Genomic DNA, 14,753 nt, shown 5'->3' with positions numbered 1-14,753 from the left:
CGTCTTGGTAATGCTGTTACTTTGAGAGGTGATCGTGCGCAATATTGTTTCGTCATGATTTTCTAAATTCCGCGTGGCAATATCGTCGCATCTTTGGGTTAAGGGCCCAATGTAACAAAAAAGGGCGCCCAAGGGACGCCCTTTTCTATTCGCTTGTCAAAGCACTTAGTCGCGCTCCACGCACAGGGCGACGCCCATGCCGCCGCCGATGCAGAGAGTGGCGAGACCTTTCTTCGCGTCGCGGCGTTTCATTTCGAAGAGCAGCGTGTTCAGAACGCGGCAGCCCGAAGCGCCGATCGGGTGACCGATGGCAATGGCGCCGCCGTTCACGTTCACGATCGACGGATCCCAGCCCATGTCCTTATTCACGGCGCAGGCCTGTGCGGCAAACGCTTCGTTCGCCTCGACCAGATCCAGATCGTCAACGGACCAGCCCGCTTTTTCCAGCGCTTTGCGCGAAGCGTAGATCGGGCCTACGCCCATGATCGACGGGTCCAGACCGGCGGTTGCATAGGATGCGATACGGCCCAGTGGCTCGATTCCGCGCTTTTCAGCATTTTCGGCGGACATTAGCAGGGTCGCCGCCGCGCCGTCATTCAGGCCGGATGCGTTTGCGGCCGTGACCGAACCGTCCTTGGTGAAGGCCGGGCGCAGCTTTGCCATCGCTTCCATGGTGGCGCCATGGCGAATGTACTCGTCAGCGTCCATCACGATGTCGCCCTTGCGGGTCTTGATGGTAAAGGGGGTGATTTCGTCGGCGAACTTGCCAGCCTTTTGCGCGGCTTCAGCCTTGTTCTGCGACGCGACGGCGAATTCGTCCTGCATGTCACGGCTGATCTGCCATTTCTCGGCGACGTTTTCAGCGGTCTGGCCCATGTGATAGCCATTGAAAGCATCCCACAGACCATCGCGGATCATCGTGTCGATGTACTTCATGTCGCCCATCTTTTGACCTGCACGCAGAGCGGCGGCGTGGGGCGAAAGGGTCATGTTTTCCTGACCACCGGCAGCCACGATATCAGCGTCGCCCAGTTGGATGTGCTGAGCACCCAAAGCAACGGCCCGCAGACCAGAGCCGCAAACCTGGTTGAGGCCCCATGCTGCGCTTTCCTGTGGCAGACCGGCGTTGATATGTGCCTGACGGGCGGGGTTCTGACCCTGAGCTGCCGTCAGCACCTGTCCCAGAATGGTTTCGCTGACTTCGCCCTTTTCCACGCCTGCGCGTTCTACTACGGCCTCCAGTACGGCGGCCCCAAGATCATGCGCTGGTGTGTTTGCAAACGAGCCGCCAAAGCTGCCCACTCCGGTACGCGCGGCGGATGCGATTACTACGTTGGTCATTTAGACAATCCTTTACCGTCAAGGTCCTGCGGGATATTCGACGGCGCGGATCGCACAAAGATAACTCTGTGGCAGTAAGAGCGCCTCATGTTCCCCGCTCCAACTCCACATGGCATAGCGCAACGCTGCAGTTGCAGCAACGGTCAGCTTGCCTCAGGTCGGGCGTGGACCGGATAAATCACTCTAACTGGCTGTATGTTTGCGCTTTTCCGCCTTCCACGGGGCGGAAACGGTAGGGGCGCCAAACAGGAACCCCTGCAGGCAGTCGACGCCGTTGGCGATAAGGAATTCGGCATCCTTCTGTGTTTCGACTGATTCGGCGGTCACCAGAATCTCGAATTCCCGCGCCACGGCGATCAAGGCCCGCACCAGCGCCTGATTGTCCGGATTTTCGCCGATTCCGTGGATGAATTGGCCATCAATCTTGGCGGCATCAAAGAAAAACTCGCGAAAATTTCGAAAGCTGAAATTGCTTGCCCCAAAATCATCAAGCGCAAAGGCGATTCCGCGCGGCTGCAGCCGGTCCATGAAATCGATCACCAGCTCAGGCACCGTCATGGCCGAGCTTTCTGAGATTTCCATGATCAACCTTTCGCCGATATTGGCATCTTTCTTCAAAAACCGCTCCAGCACACGTGACCATCGCGCGTAACCGATCGAACGGGCTGACATGTTGATGGACAGGCGAATGTCGGGGTTTTTGGTCAGCGTCCGCAATCCCATTTCAAGCGCGACACAGTCCAGCTCGCGCCCGATTGGAGTGTTTTCCAGTTGTGGCATGAACTCGCGCGCGGGGATGACCCGACCGGTTTCGTCCAGCACTCTGATGAAGCCTTCGTAGAAGGCCACGTCATGCGGCCTGTTCGCCTGCATCACCGGTTGAAAGGCCAGTTTGCACTGTTTGTGCTTCACCGCCTCGGTCGCCATTTCAATCGTTGAGGCATCGCGGGATTTGACAGCCGCGTTCAAGGGGCTGTCCCCACCTTCGGGCAAATCTGCCAGTACCTTCTTCCGCATGTACAACCCGTTTCCTTTAGCGCCGCCGGTCTGGTGACGATTTCAGAGGAAAGGTATGAATCTGCGGTTAAGACAAACGTAATTGTTTAAGGTCAGGCTTGGGTTACCGTGTCGTTTCCCAGATGCGTCCCAGCGCTGCAAAGCCACCAACCAGCGCACCCATGAAGCCCAAAAGCATCATGCCAAAGCCCAACGCGACGATCCCCGTCGCACCTCCAGCCAACGCCGTCAACATAGCGAGCACCACTCCGGTAAGGCCCATAACGGTGGAAAGGGTTGTCAGTCTGGTCATGTTGTCTCCGGTTACTCGCACTGCACACATCGATTGGATATGGGACGCGAGGGCCGGATTTCAAGAATCAGGTCGGATAGGTCGGCGGCATCAGGCCTGTTTTGCCTGCGTATTGGGCTGTTTGGTGTCGAATTGTTCGAATCCTGGCGTTCCACGATCTTCCGGGTGGCGGTCCAGATGCTTGGCTTTAATCTGTTCGGAATTGTCCCGGCTGCCATCATGGCTGTAGCCGGGGGGGGCAAAGCAATAAGCCAGTCGCTGACGCATTGTCAGGCCCGGTTGTGTCGCGTCGCGCCAAATTCCAACCCATTCGTGAAAGGCCACACGCAGCGGGTTGAAGGTGCCGATATTGTGAACCAGCCCATAGTCGACGCGGTCGTCTTCCTGTTCCGGCACGAAGGTCCCGAACAGCTTGTCCCAGATGATGAAAACGCCGGCATAGTTGCAGTCCAGGTAGCGTGCATTGCGACCATGATGGGCGCGGTGGTGGCTGGGCGTGTTCATCACCGCCTCAAACCAGCGGGGCATTTTGCCAATCGCCTCGGTGTGAATCCAGAACTGATAGATCAGGTTCAGACCACCCACGAACAGCACCATCGCCGGATGGAAACCCAGTAGGATCAGAGGCGCGCGAACTACCATCATGAAGGTAAACGTATAGGTCCATGTCTGACGCAGGGCGGTGGTAAGGTTGTAGTGTTGCGAGCTGTGGTGGTTCACGTGGCTGGCCCAGACCCAGCGAATGCGGTGACCAAAGCGGTGCACCCAGTAATAGCGGAAATCATCCAGCACAAAGCACAGAAGGATAACAGGGATAGAGGTGCCCAGGTTCAGCGGCGTGATCTGCCACAGCCACATGAAGAATGCATAGGCGATGAACCCCAACAGAAAGCCGGATGCGATGTTGCCAGCCCCCATGATCAACGATGTGACAGCGTCCCGCGTCTCATAGCGGCCACCGCGTCCTTTGACGGCGATCCACAGAAACTCGGCCAGAATGGCAGCTATGAAAAAGGGGACGGCCCACTGCACGGCGTCCGGGAAAGTCACGTGGTCGGTCATGCGGGCTCCATCAGGTGCTGCCAGTGGCGGCGTTCGCGTTCGTCAAGGTGGATTATGGCCTTGGGCGTTCCGAAGTCGTGGAATAGAACCTCGAACCCTTGCGGGTGGTCCAGCAGATCAAAATCCAGCAGATGTCGGGCAACGGTGTCCGCGCCGAATGACCACAGCAGACCATTTCCTGTTTCGGTTCGGATCAGGGCCGCGTGCCCGTCATGTGCAAGGGTGACATCGATGATCGAATCATCCGGCGCATGACGCAGCCATTCTGACCACGCCAATTCGGGCGATAGCACGCGCAATCGGGATCTGCCTGTCAGGTGCAGCAACAGGGTTATCCCGGCGATGCCTCCGACCACCAGAACCAATAGAATTTCAAGCGGCATTCCGTCCTCCTGCGCGGCAGAGTGCAAAGCGGCAGGCAGGCTGTCAAAGGTGGCGTCGCGTCAGCTATGTTCCAGACTGTCCAGAACCTCATACTGGACAACTCGCTGGACAAACGGCACCAACCCGTCCGGCCCCGAGGCGCGATCCTTTAGGTGGATACAGATATCGGGCCTGCGCGCCGCGATGATGCCCACCATCTCGCCGCGTATCCTGTCATCAAGACCGGCACCCATGATCGCGCAGGCGATGCGCGGCTCTTCGTCCAGCTGCCGTTTGACTTCTTCCTGATCATGCGCGCCAAGCCATTGGATCGGAAGGTGATCCAATTGACGCGCAACATCACCGATCACGTTGGGCAATTTTCCAATCAACAGAACTACCGGTTTCATCGTCGTCTCCCCTTCCTTCAGGTTGCAAACGAAAACCGGCCCATCTGGGCCGGTTTCAGCATAACACAAAACGTTCAGGAAGGCCTGATGCTTCAGCTGTTGCCCTCGACAAGGGTTGAAACGATGGCCTTGGCGCTGTCCGAATTCCACTCGGCATCTCCGATCAGGCGGGCAATCTCGTTGCCGTCGGGGTCCAGAATGACAGTGATTGGCAGGGCGATCACGCCCATTTTGCGTGCAACTGCCGATTGGGGATCCTGATGACGTGGCAGGTTGTCGATGCCGTTTTCCTCGAAAAACTTCTTGATCCCGGCTGGCGAGTTGCGCCCGGTGGCCAGTGTCACGACCTCGAACTTGTCGCCGCCGAATTCTTCCTGCAGCTCGGCGATCTGGGGCATTTCCTTGCGACACGGCGCGCACCAGGTGGCCCAGAAGTTCAACAGAACATACTTGCCCTTGTAATCCGCAAGCGTCGCGGTGCCGCCGTCATCCTCAAGCTGAAATTCAACTGCTTCGACTGGCTTTGGCTCTTTGTGCAGGATCAGCCGTTTTAAGGAGTCCTCCCGGAGCGGTGCCAGAGTTTCGGCATCCGTGGCCAAAGCCGCGTTTGCACCCAACGCGAGGGCCATATAAAGGGGGATCAGACGAAATAGGCGCATATCAACTCCGGGTTTTCTTACATGACCGATCAATCTTCGAACCAGATGTGGGGCGGCCGCTTTGCCGCCGGTCCAGACGCGATCATGGAGGCGATCAATGCCTCGATCGGGTTCGATCAGCGGATGGCAGCCCAGGACATTGCAGGCTCGCGTGCCCATGCCGCCATGCTGGCTGCCACAGGTGTTATTACTGATAGTGATGCGCAGGCTATTCGGGAAGGGCTGCTCACCGTTTTGTCAGAAATCCAGAACGGAGAATTTCAGTTCTCGACCGCGCTGGAAGACATCCACATGAATGTCGAGGCGCGCCTGAAAGAGGTGATTGGCGAACCCGCAGGCCGTTTGCACACAGGCCGGTCGCGCAATGATCAGGTGGCGACCGATTTCAAACTATGGGTCCGTGATCAGTTTGATGCGGCTGAATCCGGTCTGCTGGCCCTGATCCGCGCGCTTTTGGCGCAGGCTGAGGCTGGCGCTGATTGGGTCATGCCTGGCTTCACCCACTTGCAAACCGCCCAGCCAGTGACTTGGGGCCATCATATGATGGCTTATGTCGAGATGTTCGGCCGTGACCTGTCCCGCGTCCGCGATGCCCGCGCCCGGATGAACGAATCCCCCTTGGGTGCAGCCGCGCTGGCTGGAACGTCCTTCCCCATCGATCGTCAGATGACGGCTGAGGCGCTGGGCTTTGACCGCCCCGCCGCCAACTCACTGGATGCGGTCAGCGACCGTGATTTCGCGCTCGAATTCCTGTCGACCGCCTCAATCTGCGCTGTGCACTTGTCGCGCTTTGCCGAAGAGCTGGTCATCTGGTCTTCGGCTCAGTTCCGGTTTGTTACGCTTTCTGACCGGTTCTCGACCGGATCGTCGATCATGCCGCAGAAAAAGAACCCTGATGCCGCGGAACTGATCCGTGCCAAAGTAGGTCGGATTTACGGTGCGAATACTGCGCTGATGATGGTTATGAAGGGCTTGCCGCTGGCGTATTCCAAGGACATGCAGGAAGACAAGGAACAGGTCTTTGATGCCGCAGATAACTGGATGCTTGCTCTGGCCGCGATGGAAGGCATGGTCAAGGACATGACGGCCAACCGCGAAAGCCTTGCTGCCGCCGCAGGGTCTGGTTTTTCGACTGCGACCGATCTGGCCGATTGGCTGGTCCGTGTGCCGGGCCTGCCGTTCCGCGACGCGCACCACGTTACCGGATCGCTGGTCGCCATGGCGGAAAGCAAGGGTTGTGACCTGCCTGATCTGACGCTGGAAGACATGCAATCGGTCCATGCGGACATCAACGACAATGTCTATTCTGTCCTTACCGTCGAAAATTCGGTAAACTCACGCCAGTCTTATGGCGGCACGGCACCAGATCAGGTGCGTGCCCAGGTCAAGCGGTGGAAGGCGCTGGTGTGATGCGGATACTACGTGTGGTGCTTCTTATTTCGGCCGGGGCTCTTCTGGCCGGCTGCGGAGCGGACGGCGAACCGATCCAACCCACGATGAGCGCAAATATCGGTGTCGGCAGCAGCGGCACCTATGGCGGTGTCGGGGTCGGCCTACGACGCGGCGGGCTCGGCGTTTTCCTGGGGCTGTAATCGTCGATAGCAATCTCGCATAACCATGCATATTTGAACGGCATAGTGGCCGAGCGCCAAATTCAAAAAAGAAGTCAAGACAATGAAAACCATCGGCCTGATCCTCTCGCTAGTCGTACTGGCAGCCTGCGACCCAACATATAAACCCCGCCCTGAGCCCGCAGAGACATCAACCGGGAACGGCATCAAAATCTCTGGCTATGGCCGGGTCGGTGTTTCCACATCGAACTGATCTTGCGCGGAATCCATTGATCCGCGTGGCCATTTTGGTCTAAGCGCGCAGTCATGGATCACTTTCTCTACCGCGACGGCGCGCTATACGCCGAGGATGTCCCGATTTCCGAAATCGCAGCTGCGGTCGGAACACCGTTCTATGTGTACTCCACCGCGACGCTATTGCGGCATTTCCAGCTGTTCGACGATGCGCTGGACGGCATGGATCATCTGGTCTGCTATGCGATGAAGGCGGCCAGCAATCAGGCGATCCTGAAGACGCTGGCACAGGCCGGTGCGGGAATGGACGTGGTCTCGGGCGGGGAATACCTGCGTGCCAAGGCGGCGGGCGTGCCGGGCGACAAGATCGTGTTCTCGGGTGTTGGCAAGACCGCGGATGAGATCCGCGCTGCGCTGAGCGGCGGTATCCGCCAGTTCAATGTTGAATCCGAGCCTGAGATGGAAGTGATCAACGCCATCGCTTTGGAACTGGGCGTGGTTGCACCGATCACCGTTCGGGTGAATCCTGATGTTGACGCAAAAACCCACGCCAAAATCGCGACTGGCAAGTCCGAGAACAAGTTTGGCATCCCGATCGCCCGCGCATCTGAGGTTTATGCCCACGCAGCCTGCCTTCCGGGGCTGGAGGTGATCGGTATCGACGTCCACATCGGCTCGCAATTGACCGAGTTAGAGCCGTTCGAGCTAGCCTACACCAAAGTCGCCGAACTTACCGAAAAGTTGCGGTCCGAGGGACACAATATCCGCCGCCTTGATCTGGGCGGGGGCTTGGGCATTCCATACACCCGCGCGAATGACGCACCACCGTTGCCAGTGGAATATGGCGCGTTGATCAAGAAAACGCTGGGCCATCTGGGCTGCGAGATCGAGATCGAACCCGGGCGTCTTATTGCCGGTAATGCGGGTTTGATGGTCAGCAAGGTGATTTACGTGAAATCTGGCGAGGGCCGTGATTTTCTGATCCTCGACGGCGCGATGAACGACCTGATCCGTCCGGCGATGTACGAGGCACATCATGACATCGTTGCCGTAAATGAACCCGCTCCGGGCGTTGAACAGCAACCCTATGACATTGTCGGCCCTGTTTGCGAAAGCGGCGATACCTTTGCCAAGGAACGCAACATGCCGCCCCTTTCACCGGGCGATCTGGTCGCCTTCCGCAGTGCCGGGGCCTATGGCGCGGTGATGTCCAGCGAGTACAATACCCGTCCCCTGATCCCAGAGGTTCTTGTGCACGGGGATCAATTTGCAGTTATTCGTGAACGGCCAAGCTTTGACGAAATCATAAACCGCGATACCATACCTGAGTGGCTTTGACGCGATAGGCGCGTGGGCCCGATCAGGAGGCCCGCTTTGCGCGCAAAACACAACCTGCCGATCCCAAGACTGTCCCTGTGGCTGACGCACGCAGGGATGCTGGCCGAGCAGTTTTTGCGCGCGTTTTGGCCCTTTTTCTCGGTTCTGATGGCGATTCTGGCGGCTTTGATGCTGGGCTTGCAGGACGAGGTCCGCGTTGAAATCGTCTGGGGTGTGGGCGCTGTCGCACTGTTGGGGCTGGCCGCTACGCTGTTTGTTGGTGCAAGGCGATTCCATTTCCCTTCACGTGCCGAAGCGCTGATGCGGCTGGATGCGGCGATGCCGGGGCGGCCTATCCAAGCTTTGATAGATGATCAGGCCATCGGCGCGATGGACACGGATTCTGTCGCGTTGTGGCGCGCGCACCAGAATAGGATGGCGCGACGTGTTGCGCAGGCGGAACCTGTCAAACCCGATTTGCGGCTGGCGGATCGCGACCCTTATGCGCTGCGTTATTCAGCACTGCTGGCGCTGGTGATCGCGGCGATGTTCGGGTCGTTCTGGCGCATCGGCTCGGTGGCCGAGATGACGCCGGGCGCTGCTGTGGCAGGGCAAGGGCCCAGCTGGGAAGGCTGGGTTGAGCCGCCGCGTTACACCGGGCTACCGACGCTGTATCTGGCTGATCAATCCGATCCGACGTTGTCCGTTCCGCAGGGCAGTCGTATCACTCTTCGCTTCTACGGGGAAATCGGCGCGCACAGTTTGACGGAAACCACCACGCCTTTGGGCACTGAGGCGGCCACCGAGCCGGACCAGGATTTTGTCGTCGAACGCTCGGGCCAGTTCAAAATCGACGGCCCATCGGGCCGCGATTGGGCGCTGAACGTTATTGCGGATACCCGCCCACAGGTGGCCGTGGCCGGTTCCGCCGAGTCCGAGGCCGGCGGTCAGATGAAACTGCCATTTGCTGCCAGCGATGATTATGGCGTGGTATCCGGCTCGGCGGTGATCGAACTGGATCTGGCCTCGGTCGACCGCCGATATGGTTTGACCTCTGCGCCTGAGCCGCGCGAGGTCATCAAGGTTGAACTGCCCATGCCGATCACCGGTGATCGGGCGGATTTCACCGAAGATCTAATCGAGGATTTTTCACAGCATCCATGGGCGCATTTGCCGGTAAAAGTAACCCTGATGGCCCGAGACGCGGCGGATCAAGAGGGGCAATCCGAGCCTTATGCGACTGCGCTGCCCGCGCGCCGGTTCTTTGACCCGCTGGCCGCCGCCGTGATCGAACAGCGCCGCGATCTGCTGTGGACGCGCGAAAACGCGACCCGGGTTTCGCAAATGCTGCGGGCGGTATCGCACTTGCCCGAAGAGCTTTTCCGGTCCGACACCGCCTATCTGCGCCTGCGCGTGATCCTGCGCCGTTTGGAGATGTTCAACGAGTACGGCCTGAAACCGGAACAGCAGGCAGAAATCGCCGAGGCGCTTTGGGAGCTAGGCGTTCTGATAGAAGACGGTACCCTTGCCGACGCGCTGGAACGCATGCGCCGGGCGCAGGAGCGCCTGACAGAGGCGATGAAAAACGGTGCCACGGATGAAGAGATCGCCGAGTTGATGCAGGAACTGCGCGAGGCAACGCAGGACTACATGCGCCAATTGCAACGTCTGGCGCAGGAAAACGGCGAGTTCGACGAGAACCAGCAAGGTCAGGACGGCGAGTCCATGCAAATGACGCAGGACGACCTGCAACGCATGATGGACCGAATTCAGGAGCTGATGGAACAGGGCCGCATGGCCGAGGCGCAGCAAGCGCTGGAAGAGTTCCAGCAGATGATGGAGAATATGCGCGTTACCCAGGGCCAGGGTCAGGGACAACAGTCCGAAGGCCAGCAGGCGATGGAAGGATTGGCCGAAACTCTGCGCGAACAGCAAGGTCTGAGCGATCAAGCCTTCCGTGATCTGCAGGAACAGTTCAACCCCGGCGCGCAAGCCGGCGAAAGCCAGGGCAACGAAGGCCGCTCGGGTGGGCAGGGCCGGGGCCAGAGCCACGAAGGACAAGGCGGTCAGGGTCAGGGGACTGACGAACAGGGCAGCGGCAGCCAGCAAGGCCAGGGGTCACTTGCAGATCGCCAACAGGCCTTACGCGATGAGCTGAACCGCCAGCAGCAAGGATTGCCCGGTACCGGAACCCCTGAAGGTGACGCCGCGCGCGATGCGCTGGACCGAGCCGGGCGCGCGATGGAGGGCGCCGAAGAAGCCCTGCGCGGCGATGATCTGGCCGAAGCAATCGACCAACAATCCGAAGCGATGGAGGCTCTGCGCGAGGGGATGCGATCTCTGGGCGAAGCACTGGCCCAAAACCAGCAGAACCAGCCGGGCCAAGGGTCGCAGGAAGGAGATATGCAAGCCGACAACCGTGACCCATTGGGACGCAGCCCGGGGGCCAATGGCACAATCTCGACCGATGAAAACCTGTTGCAGGGTGAAGATGTCTATCGTCGCGCCCGCGAATTGCTGGACGAAATCCGCCGCCGGACTGGGGAATCGGATCGCCCCCAGATCGAACTGGAATACCTCAAACGCCTGTTAGAAAGGTTCTGATCTTAGTCAGTTCTGAGAGGTGCCAGACCCGGTCTGCGCCTCAAGCCACAAACGCGCCTGATCCACCAGAGAGACATAGCTGTTGAGAACCGGATCAGCCTGCGGCACCGCTTCGGAAATCTTCTGGGAATTGCTGTAGATCAGCAGCAGGGTCACCCCGACAACCAGAATCAGAAGGAACCCGCGCCGGAACCCGCCAGACTTGCGGGGCGGGGGCATGTCCTCGTCCAGCTTTGGCAAGGGATCGTCGCTGCGCAGGCTGGAATTGATTGCCTCGACATCCGGCAGCGCGTCTTTCTGACCGAAATCCTTTGCGGTTTCTGTCGCGATCAGGTCCTTGGCGGCTTTTTCCACTTCGGGCGGCGCGTCGAGAGCCAAATCGGTCTGCGTCTCAAGGCTGCTGCCTTCGTGGGCGCGCAGGTCTGCTTCGCGGGCCGCTTCTTCCTTGAGGATGTTGGCAACCGCCGGGTCGACATTGCCGGTCGAGGAAGCTGCGGCAGGTTCGGGCTCTTCGATAGGTTTCGCGACAATCTCTGGCGTTTCCGCCTTTGCCGCGGGTTCGTCCGCGGGCGGTTCCGGCCTTACCGGTTCAGATGCAGTTTCGGGGTATTTGGCCTGAAACCAAGTCTTTTCACAGTTGGAACACTGCACATCGCGGCCTTCCTCGGGAATGACCTCGTCTGGCACTTCGTACTGAGCACCACAATTCGGACAAGTAAGACGCATGCTGCCTCCCGGTCGGGGGCCCGACCTGATAATAGTTTTTTCAGGGATGTTATTCCGTTAAGACCTGACCGCAAAGGGTGTTTTCGGTTTCACACGGCAAGTGTCACCAATTCGACCCGGTGCAGGCATTGAAACCACAACCGCGCTCGGGCAAGAAGGGCGGCAACAATAATTGGGGGCCCTTGTGATCGAGCTGGAAAACGTCAGCTACACCTATGGTGATGGTGAGTTGCTGAGCGACGTGTCGCTTCAGTTGCAGCCGGGGTCGTTCCATTTTCTGACCGGTCCGTCGGGTGCGGGCAAGACGACCTTGCTCAAGCTGTGTTATGGAGCGTTGCTGGCCACATCAGGACGGCTGAGCGCATTTGAGCAGGATATTGCACGCCTGGACCGAGATCAGATGGCGCTGCTGCGTCGCCGGATCGGGGTCGTGCATCAGGATTGCCGATTTCTGGACCATATGACCTTGGCTGAGAACGTCGCGTTACCATTGATGGTGTCCGGCAAAGGCGAGAATGCGCAGAAAGAGGACCTGCTGGAATTGCTGAACTGGGTCGGGCTGGGCACACGGCTCGATGCGCTTCCACCGGAACTTTCCGGGGGTGAGCGTCAGCGCGCGGCATTGGCGCGGGCTGTCATCCTGTCACCGGACGTTGTGCTGGCAGATGAGCCGACCGGCAATGTGGATTGGGAAATGTCCCAGCGATTGCTGCGCCTGCTGGTCGAGTTGAACAAAATGGGCAAGACCGTGCTGATCGCAACCCATGACCTGAGCCTGATCCGCGCGGCCAAAAGCCAGGTTCAGGCCCGCGTCCTTCGGATATCGCAGCGCCAGATTCAATTGGCGGGGGCGGATCTATGAACAAGGGCACCATCCGCAGCATGCTGGTGCGCGACAAACGCGCAGATCGGGTTGTTCCACCATCCGGCTACACGGCGCAGCTGACACTGTTCGTTTCCGGTGCGATGGCCTTTCTGGCCGTTTTCGCGCTTGCCTTGTCGCTGGCATCAGGCCGGCTGGCCGACCGTTGGGCATCGGAACTGGCGGGGGCTGCCACATTGCGTATTAACGCGCCCGCCGAACAACTTTCCGCCCAGACCGAGGCCGCGCTGACCGTGCTGGCCCAAACCCCTGGCGTTGCGTCGGCACGCGCCCTGGCCGCAGAGGAACAGGTCGCGCTTTTGTCCCCGTGGTTCGGTCCTGATTTGCCGCTGGATACTCTGCCTGTTCCGCAACTAATAGAAATCATCGAGGGCGAACCGGGTCTAGATACCGCTGGCTTGCGCTTGCGACTTGGTGCCGAAGTGCCCGGCGCCGTGCTGGACGACCATTCACGCTGGCGCGAGCCGCTGGTCGAGGCGGCAAACTCGCTGCGGCGATTGGGCTGGGTGTCTATCCTGCTGATCGGAGGCGCAACCGCGGCGATGATCACGCTGGCGGCCAATGCCTCATTGGCGGCCAATGCGCAGATCATCGAAGTCCTGCGTCTGGTCGGTGCCCGTGATCGTTTTATCGCCAGCGCATTTGTACGGCGGTTCACATATCGCGCTTTCTTCGGTGCGCTGGTCGGGGTGCTGTTCGGCATGACCGGTGTTCTTCTGTTGCCCGAAGCCTCGGTAGAGGGCGGGTTTCTGACTGGATTGGGTTTTCAGGGGGTTGGCTGGCTGTTGCCTGCGCTGATACCTCTGCTGGGGGCTGCGGTGGCGTTCTTGGCCACCTGGACAGCGGCCGTGCGCAAATTGAAGGAGCTTTCGTGATGGCTACAGCGATCCAATGGGTGCGCTCTTTGATCTTCATGATCGTGATTTATGCGTGGATGCTGATCCTTGGTATCGTCTTCGCCCCTTACGCGTTGTTTGCAAAACGTGGGGCATTGCAGGCCTGTAAAACCTACGCGCGATCGACGATCTGGTTGGCAAGCTGGATGGTTGGCATCCGTTGTGAGGTTCGCGGAAACATTCCAGTGGACGAGGTCGTAATTGGAGCCAAACACCAGTCCTTTCTCGACATCATCATGATTTTCAGCGCCATTCCGCACGGCAAGTTCATTATGAAAAGGGAACTGCTGTATACCCCGGTTATCGGTCTCTATGCCCGTCGCCTTGGGTGCATACCGGTTGATCGCGGCAGAAAGGGTGCTGCCGTCGCCAAGATGGTCAAAGACGTGGCTAAAGAGTTCTCTGAACCCGGGCAGCTTGTGATTTACCCGCAGGGCACACGCGTCGCACCGGGGGCGAAGAAACCTTACAAAGTTGGGACGGCAGTTCTGTATGAAGGACTGGGCTTTCCTTGTGTGCCGGTTGCGACGAATGCTGGTGTTTTCTGGCCGCGTACCGGGGTTATGCGCAAACCTGGTCTTGCAATCGTCGACTTTCTTGACCCGATCGAACCGGGTGTGGGGCGGGATCAATTTCTTGGACGTCTGGAAGACGTGATCGAAACACGATCCAATGCATTGATGCGAGAAGTGGGGTTTGAACCGGATGGAGTTCATTAAGGACATCGAATCGCTCGAGGCGCTCTACGGGACGCCGGGCGCGCCTGCAATGCGCAAAGTGGCCAGACAACTCACACCGCTTTATCGCAAGTGGATCATGGCGTCGCGCCTGTGCATCCTCAGCACCGTTGGGCCCGAGGGTGTCGATGGCAGCCCGCGAGGTGACGACGGCCCGGTTGTACTGGAACTTGATCCGCACACACTGGCGATGCCTGACTGGCGCGGAAATAACCGGCTGGACAGTCTGCGCAATATCGTGCGCGACCCGCGAGTGTCGTTGATGTTCATGGTGCCGGGGTCCAACAGTGTCGTGCGATTGAATGGCACGGCGCATGTGACAGCTGATGAAAATTTGCGCGCGCGGTTCGAAAAGCAGGGCAAAAGACCAGCAACAGTGATCGTTTTCGAAATCACTGAGATTTACACCCAATGCGCCCGCGCCTTGATGCGGGCCCGTACTTGGGTCAGCGGCGACGAGACTGCGCATGTGCCGACCGTCGGTGAAATCCTCGCCGAGGCGTCAGACGGCGACGAAGGCGGCACGCAATATGATCGCGAATGGGGTGCGCGCGCCGCAAAGACGATGTGGTGAACTGACCACAAATCGTCACGGAATTGTCACTAGTGTGGACAAATGCTCGGCCAAAATTAAGGATGTA

At 59.0% G+C, this 14,753-nt stretch carries 17 protein-coding genes; 9 read left to right on the top strand and 8 right to left on the bottom strand.

Annotated features, from left to right (window positions below):
- Window positions 1-165: 165 nt before the first annotated feature.
- From AC2FI8_RS10740 to AC2FI8_RS10710, 7 genes are all read right to left on the bottom strand, one after another.
- The gene (locus AC2FI8_RS10740) at window positions 166-1,341 is read right to left on the bottom strand and encodes an acetyl-CoA C-acetyltransferase (RefSeq protein WP_496767575.1); all 1,176 of its coding nucleotides are present in this window, start codon (window positions 1,339-1,341) and stop codon (window positions 166-168) included.
- A 183-nt stretch (window positions 1,342-1,524) separates the two neighbouring features.
- Window positions 1,525-2,358: an EAL domain-containing protein gene (locus tag AC2FI8_RS10735; protein WP_496738892.1), complete on the bottom strand. Its 834-nt coding sequence runs from the start codon at window positions 2,356-2,358 to the stop codon at window positions 1,525-1,527.
- Between the two features lie 103 nt (window positions 2,359-2,461).
- Window positions 2,462-2,650: a hypothetical protein gene (locus AC2FI8_RS10730; protein WP_113792041.1), complete on the bottom strand. Its 189-nt coding sequence runs from the start codon at window positions 2,648-2,650 to the stop codon at window positions 2,462-2,464.
- Window positions 2,651-2,740: 90 nt separating this feature from the next.
- Complete coding sequence (locus AC2FI8_RS10725; RefSeq protein ID WP_058278810.1) at window positions 2,741-3,712, bottom strand: sterol desaturase family protein; 972 nt, start codon at window positions 3,710-3,712, stop codon at window positions 2,741-2,743.
- A complete protein-coding gene (locus AC2FI8_RS10720; protein WP_496778947.1) occupies window positions 3,709-4,095 on the bottom strand; it encodes a hypothetical protein in 387 nt (128 codons plus the stop codon). The genes AC2FI8_RS10725 and AC2FI8_RS10720 overlap by 4 nt, the downstream gene beginning before the upstream one ends.
- A gap of 60 nt (window positions 4,096-4,155) precedes the next feature.
- On the bottom strand, window positions 4,156-4,485 hold the full coding sequence (locus tag AC2FI8_RS10715; protein WP_058278908.1) for a hypothetical protein: 330 nt from the start codon (window positions 4,483-4,485) through the stop codon (window positions 4,156-4,158).
- A gap of 92 nt (window positions 4,486-4,577) precedes the next feature.
- On the bottom strand, window positions 4,578-5,144 hold the full coding sequence (locus AC2FI8_RS10710; protein ID WP_058273552.1) for a TlpA disulfide reductase family protein: 567 nt from the start codon (window positions 5,142-5,144) through the stop codon (window positions 4,578-4,580).
- Window positions 5,145-5,165: 21 nt separating this feature from the next.
- Between AC2FI8_RS10710 and argH the strand changes: the two genes are divergently transcribed.
- The 5 genes from argH to AC2FI8_RS10685 all read left to right on the top strand — a co-directional run bounded on the left by argH (window position 5,166) and on the right by AC2FI8_RS10685 (window position 10,870).
- Window positions 5,166-6,554, top strand: coding sequence for an argininosuccinate lyase (argH, locus tag AC2FI8_RS10705; protein WP_496778945.1), 1,389 nt, complete (start codon window positions 5,166-5,168; stop codon window positions 6,552-6,554).
- Window positions 6,554-6,736 carry an argininosuccinate lyase gene (locus tag AC2FI8_RS10700; protein WP_496738898.1) on the top strand — a complete coding sequence of 61 codons (183 nt, stop codon included), beginning with the start codon at window positions 6,554-6,556 and terminating at the stop codon, window positions 6,734-6,736. Before argH ends, AC2FI8_RS10700 begins: the two co-directional genes overlap by 1 nt.
- Before the next feature lie 82 nt (window positions 6,737-6,818).
- On the top strand, window positions 6,819-6,968 hold the full coding sequence (locus AC2FI8_RS10695) for a hypothetical protein (RefSeq protein ID WP_496722927.1): 150 nt from the start codon (window positions 6,819-6,821) through the stop codon (window positions 6,966-6,968).
- A 53-nt stretch (window positions 6,969-7,021) separates the two neighbouring features.
- The gene (gene lysA / locus AC2FI8_RS10690; protein ID WP_496778943.1) at window positions 7,022-8,287 is read left to right on the top strand and encodes a diaminopimelate decarboxylase; all 1,266 of its coding nucleotides are present in this window, start codon (window positions 7,022-7,024) and stop codon (window positions 8,285-8,287) included.
- A gap of 36 nt (window positions 8,288-8,323) precedes the next feature.
- Entirely contained in the window at window positions 8,324-10,870 is a 2,547-nt protein-coding gene (locus AC2FI8_RS10685) for a TIGR02302 family protein (protein WP_496778941.1), read from the top strand.
- Between the two features lie 6 nt (window positions 10,871-10,876).
- Here AC2FI8_RS10685 and AC2FI8_RS10680 read toward each other — a convergent pair whose 3' ends face one another.
- On the bottom strand, window positions 10,877-11,596 hold the full coding sequence (locus tag AC2FI8_RS10680) for a zinc-ribbon domain-containing protein (RefSeq protein ID WP_496778939.1): 720 nt from the start codon (window positions 11,594-11,596) through the stop codon (window positions 10,877-10,879).
- A gap of 184 nt (window positions 11,597-11,780) precedes the next feature.
- On the opposite strand from AC2FI8_RS10680, the gene AC2FI8_RS10675 reads away from it, so the two are divergent.
- From AC2FI8_RS10675 to AC2FI8_RS10660, 4 genes are read left to right on the top strand one after another with little or no spacing between them, the layout of a single operon-like run.
- Window positions 11,781-12,458, top strand: coding sequence for a cell division ATP-binding protein FtsE (locus tag AC2FI8_RS10675; protein ID WP_496725816.1), 678 nt, complete (start codon window positions 11,781-11,783; stop codon window positions 12,456-12,458).
- A complete protein-coding gene (locus AC2FI8_RS10670) occupies window positions 12,455-13,354 on the top strand; it encodes a cell division protein FtsX (protein ID WP_496725817.1) in 900 nt (299 codons plus the stop codon). The genes AC2FI8_RS10675 and AC2FI8_RS10670 overlap by 4 nt, the downstream gene beginning before the upstream one ends.
- On the top strand, window positions 13,354-14,094 hold the full coding sequence (locus AC2FI8_RS10665; protein ID WP_496778937.1) for a lysophospholipid acyltransferase family protein: 741 nt from the start codon (window positions 13,354-13,356) through the stop codon (window positions 14,092-14,094). The genes AC2FI8_RS10670 and AC2FI8_RS10665 overlap by 1 nt, the downstream gene beginning before the upstream one ends.
- Complete coding sequence (locus AC2FI8_RS10660) at window positions 14,081-14,686, top strand: pyridoxamine 5'-phosphate oxidase family protein (protein WP_496778935.1); 606 nt, start codon at window positions 14,081-14,083, stop codon at window positions 14,684-14,686. Before AC2FI8_RS10665 ends, AC2FI8_RS10660 begins: the two co-directional genes overlap by 14 nt.
- Window positions 14,687-14,753 lie beyond the last annotated feature (67 nt).

The sequence above is a fragment of the Ruegeria sp. CDSB029 genome (assembly GCF_059611125.1).
The sequence above is the reverse complement of the archived record's forward strand: the minus strand, read 5'-3'. Positions and strand labels throughout refer to the sequence as shown.

Excerpts from the sequence above, each read along its gene's own strand:
- AC2FI8_RS10730 (WP_113792041.1), bottom strand. The coding sequence starts at position 2,650 with ATGACCAGACTGACAACCCTTTCCACCGTTATGGGCCTTACCGGAGTG.
- AC2FI8_RS10670 (WP_496725817.1), top strand. The coding sequence starts at position 12,455 with ATGAACAAGGGCACCATCCGCAGCATGCTGGTGCGCGACAAACGCGCA.
- AC2FI8_RS10660 (WP_496778935.1), top strand. The coding sequence starts at position 14,081 with ATGGAGTTCATTAAGGACATCGAATCGCTCGAGGCGCTCTACGGGACG.
- AC2FI8_RS10740 (WP_496767575.1), bottom strand. The coding sequence starts at position 1,341 with ATGACCAACGTAGTAATCGCATCCGCCGCGCGTACCGGAGTGGGCAGC.
- AC2FI8_RS10695 (WP_496722927.1), top strand. The coding sequence starts at position 6,819 with ATGAAAACCATCGGCCTGATCCTCTCGCTAGTCGTACTGGCAGCCTGC.
- AC2FI8_RS10700 (WP_496738898.1), top strand. The coding sequence starts at position 6,554 with ATGCGGATACTACGTGTGGTGCTTCTTATTTCGGCCGGGGCTCTTCTG.
- AC2FI8_RS10715 (WP_058278908.1), bottom strand. The coding sequence starts at position 4,485 with ATGAAACCGGTAGTTCTGTTGATTGGAAAATTGCCCAACGTGATCGGT.
- AC2FI8_RS10720 (WP_496778947.1), bottom strand. The coding sequence starts at position 4,095 with ATGCCGCTTGAAATTCTATTGGTTCTGGTGGTCGGAGGCATCGCCGGG.
- AC2FI8_RS10665 (WP_496778937.1), top strand. The coding sequence starts at position 13,354 with ATGGCTACAGCGATCCAATGGGTGCGCTCTTTGATCTTCATGATCGTG.
- lysA (WP_496778943.1), top strand. The coding sequence starts at position 7,022 with ATGGATCACTTTCTCTACCGCGACGGCGCGCTATACGCCGAGGATGTC.
- AC2FI8_RS10710 (WP_058273552.1), bottom strand. The coding sequence starts at position 5,144 with ATGCGCCTATTTCGTCTGATCCCCCTTTATATGGCCCTCGCGTTGGGT.
- AC2FI8_RS10725 (WP_058278810.1), bottom strand. The coding sequence starts at position 3,712 with ATGACCGACCACGTGACTTTCCCGGACGCCGTGCAGTGGGCCGTCCCC.
- AC2FI8_RS10680 (WP_496778939.1), bottom strand. The coding sequence starts at position 11,596 with ATGCGTCTTACTTGTCCGAATTGTGGTGCTCAGTACGAAGTGCCAGAC.
- argH (WP_496778945.1), top strand. The coding sequence starts at position 5,166 with ATGACCGATCAATCTTCGAACCAGATGTGGGGCGGCCGCTTTGCCGCC.
- AC2FI8_RS10735 (WP_496738892.1), bottom strand. The coding sequence starts at position 2,358 with ATGCGGAAGAAGGTACTGGCAGATTTGCCCGAAGGTGGGGACAGCCCC.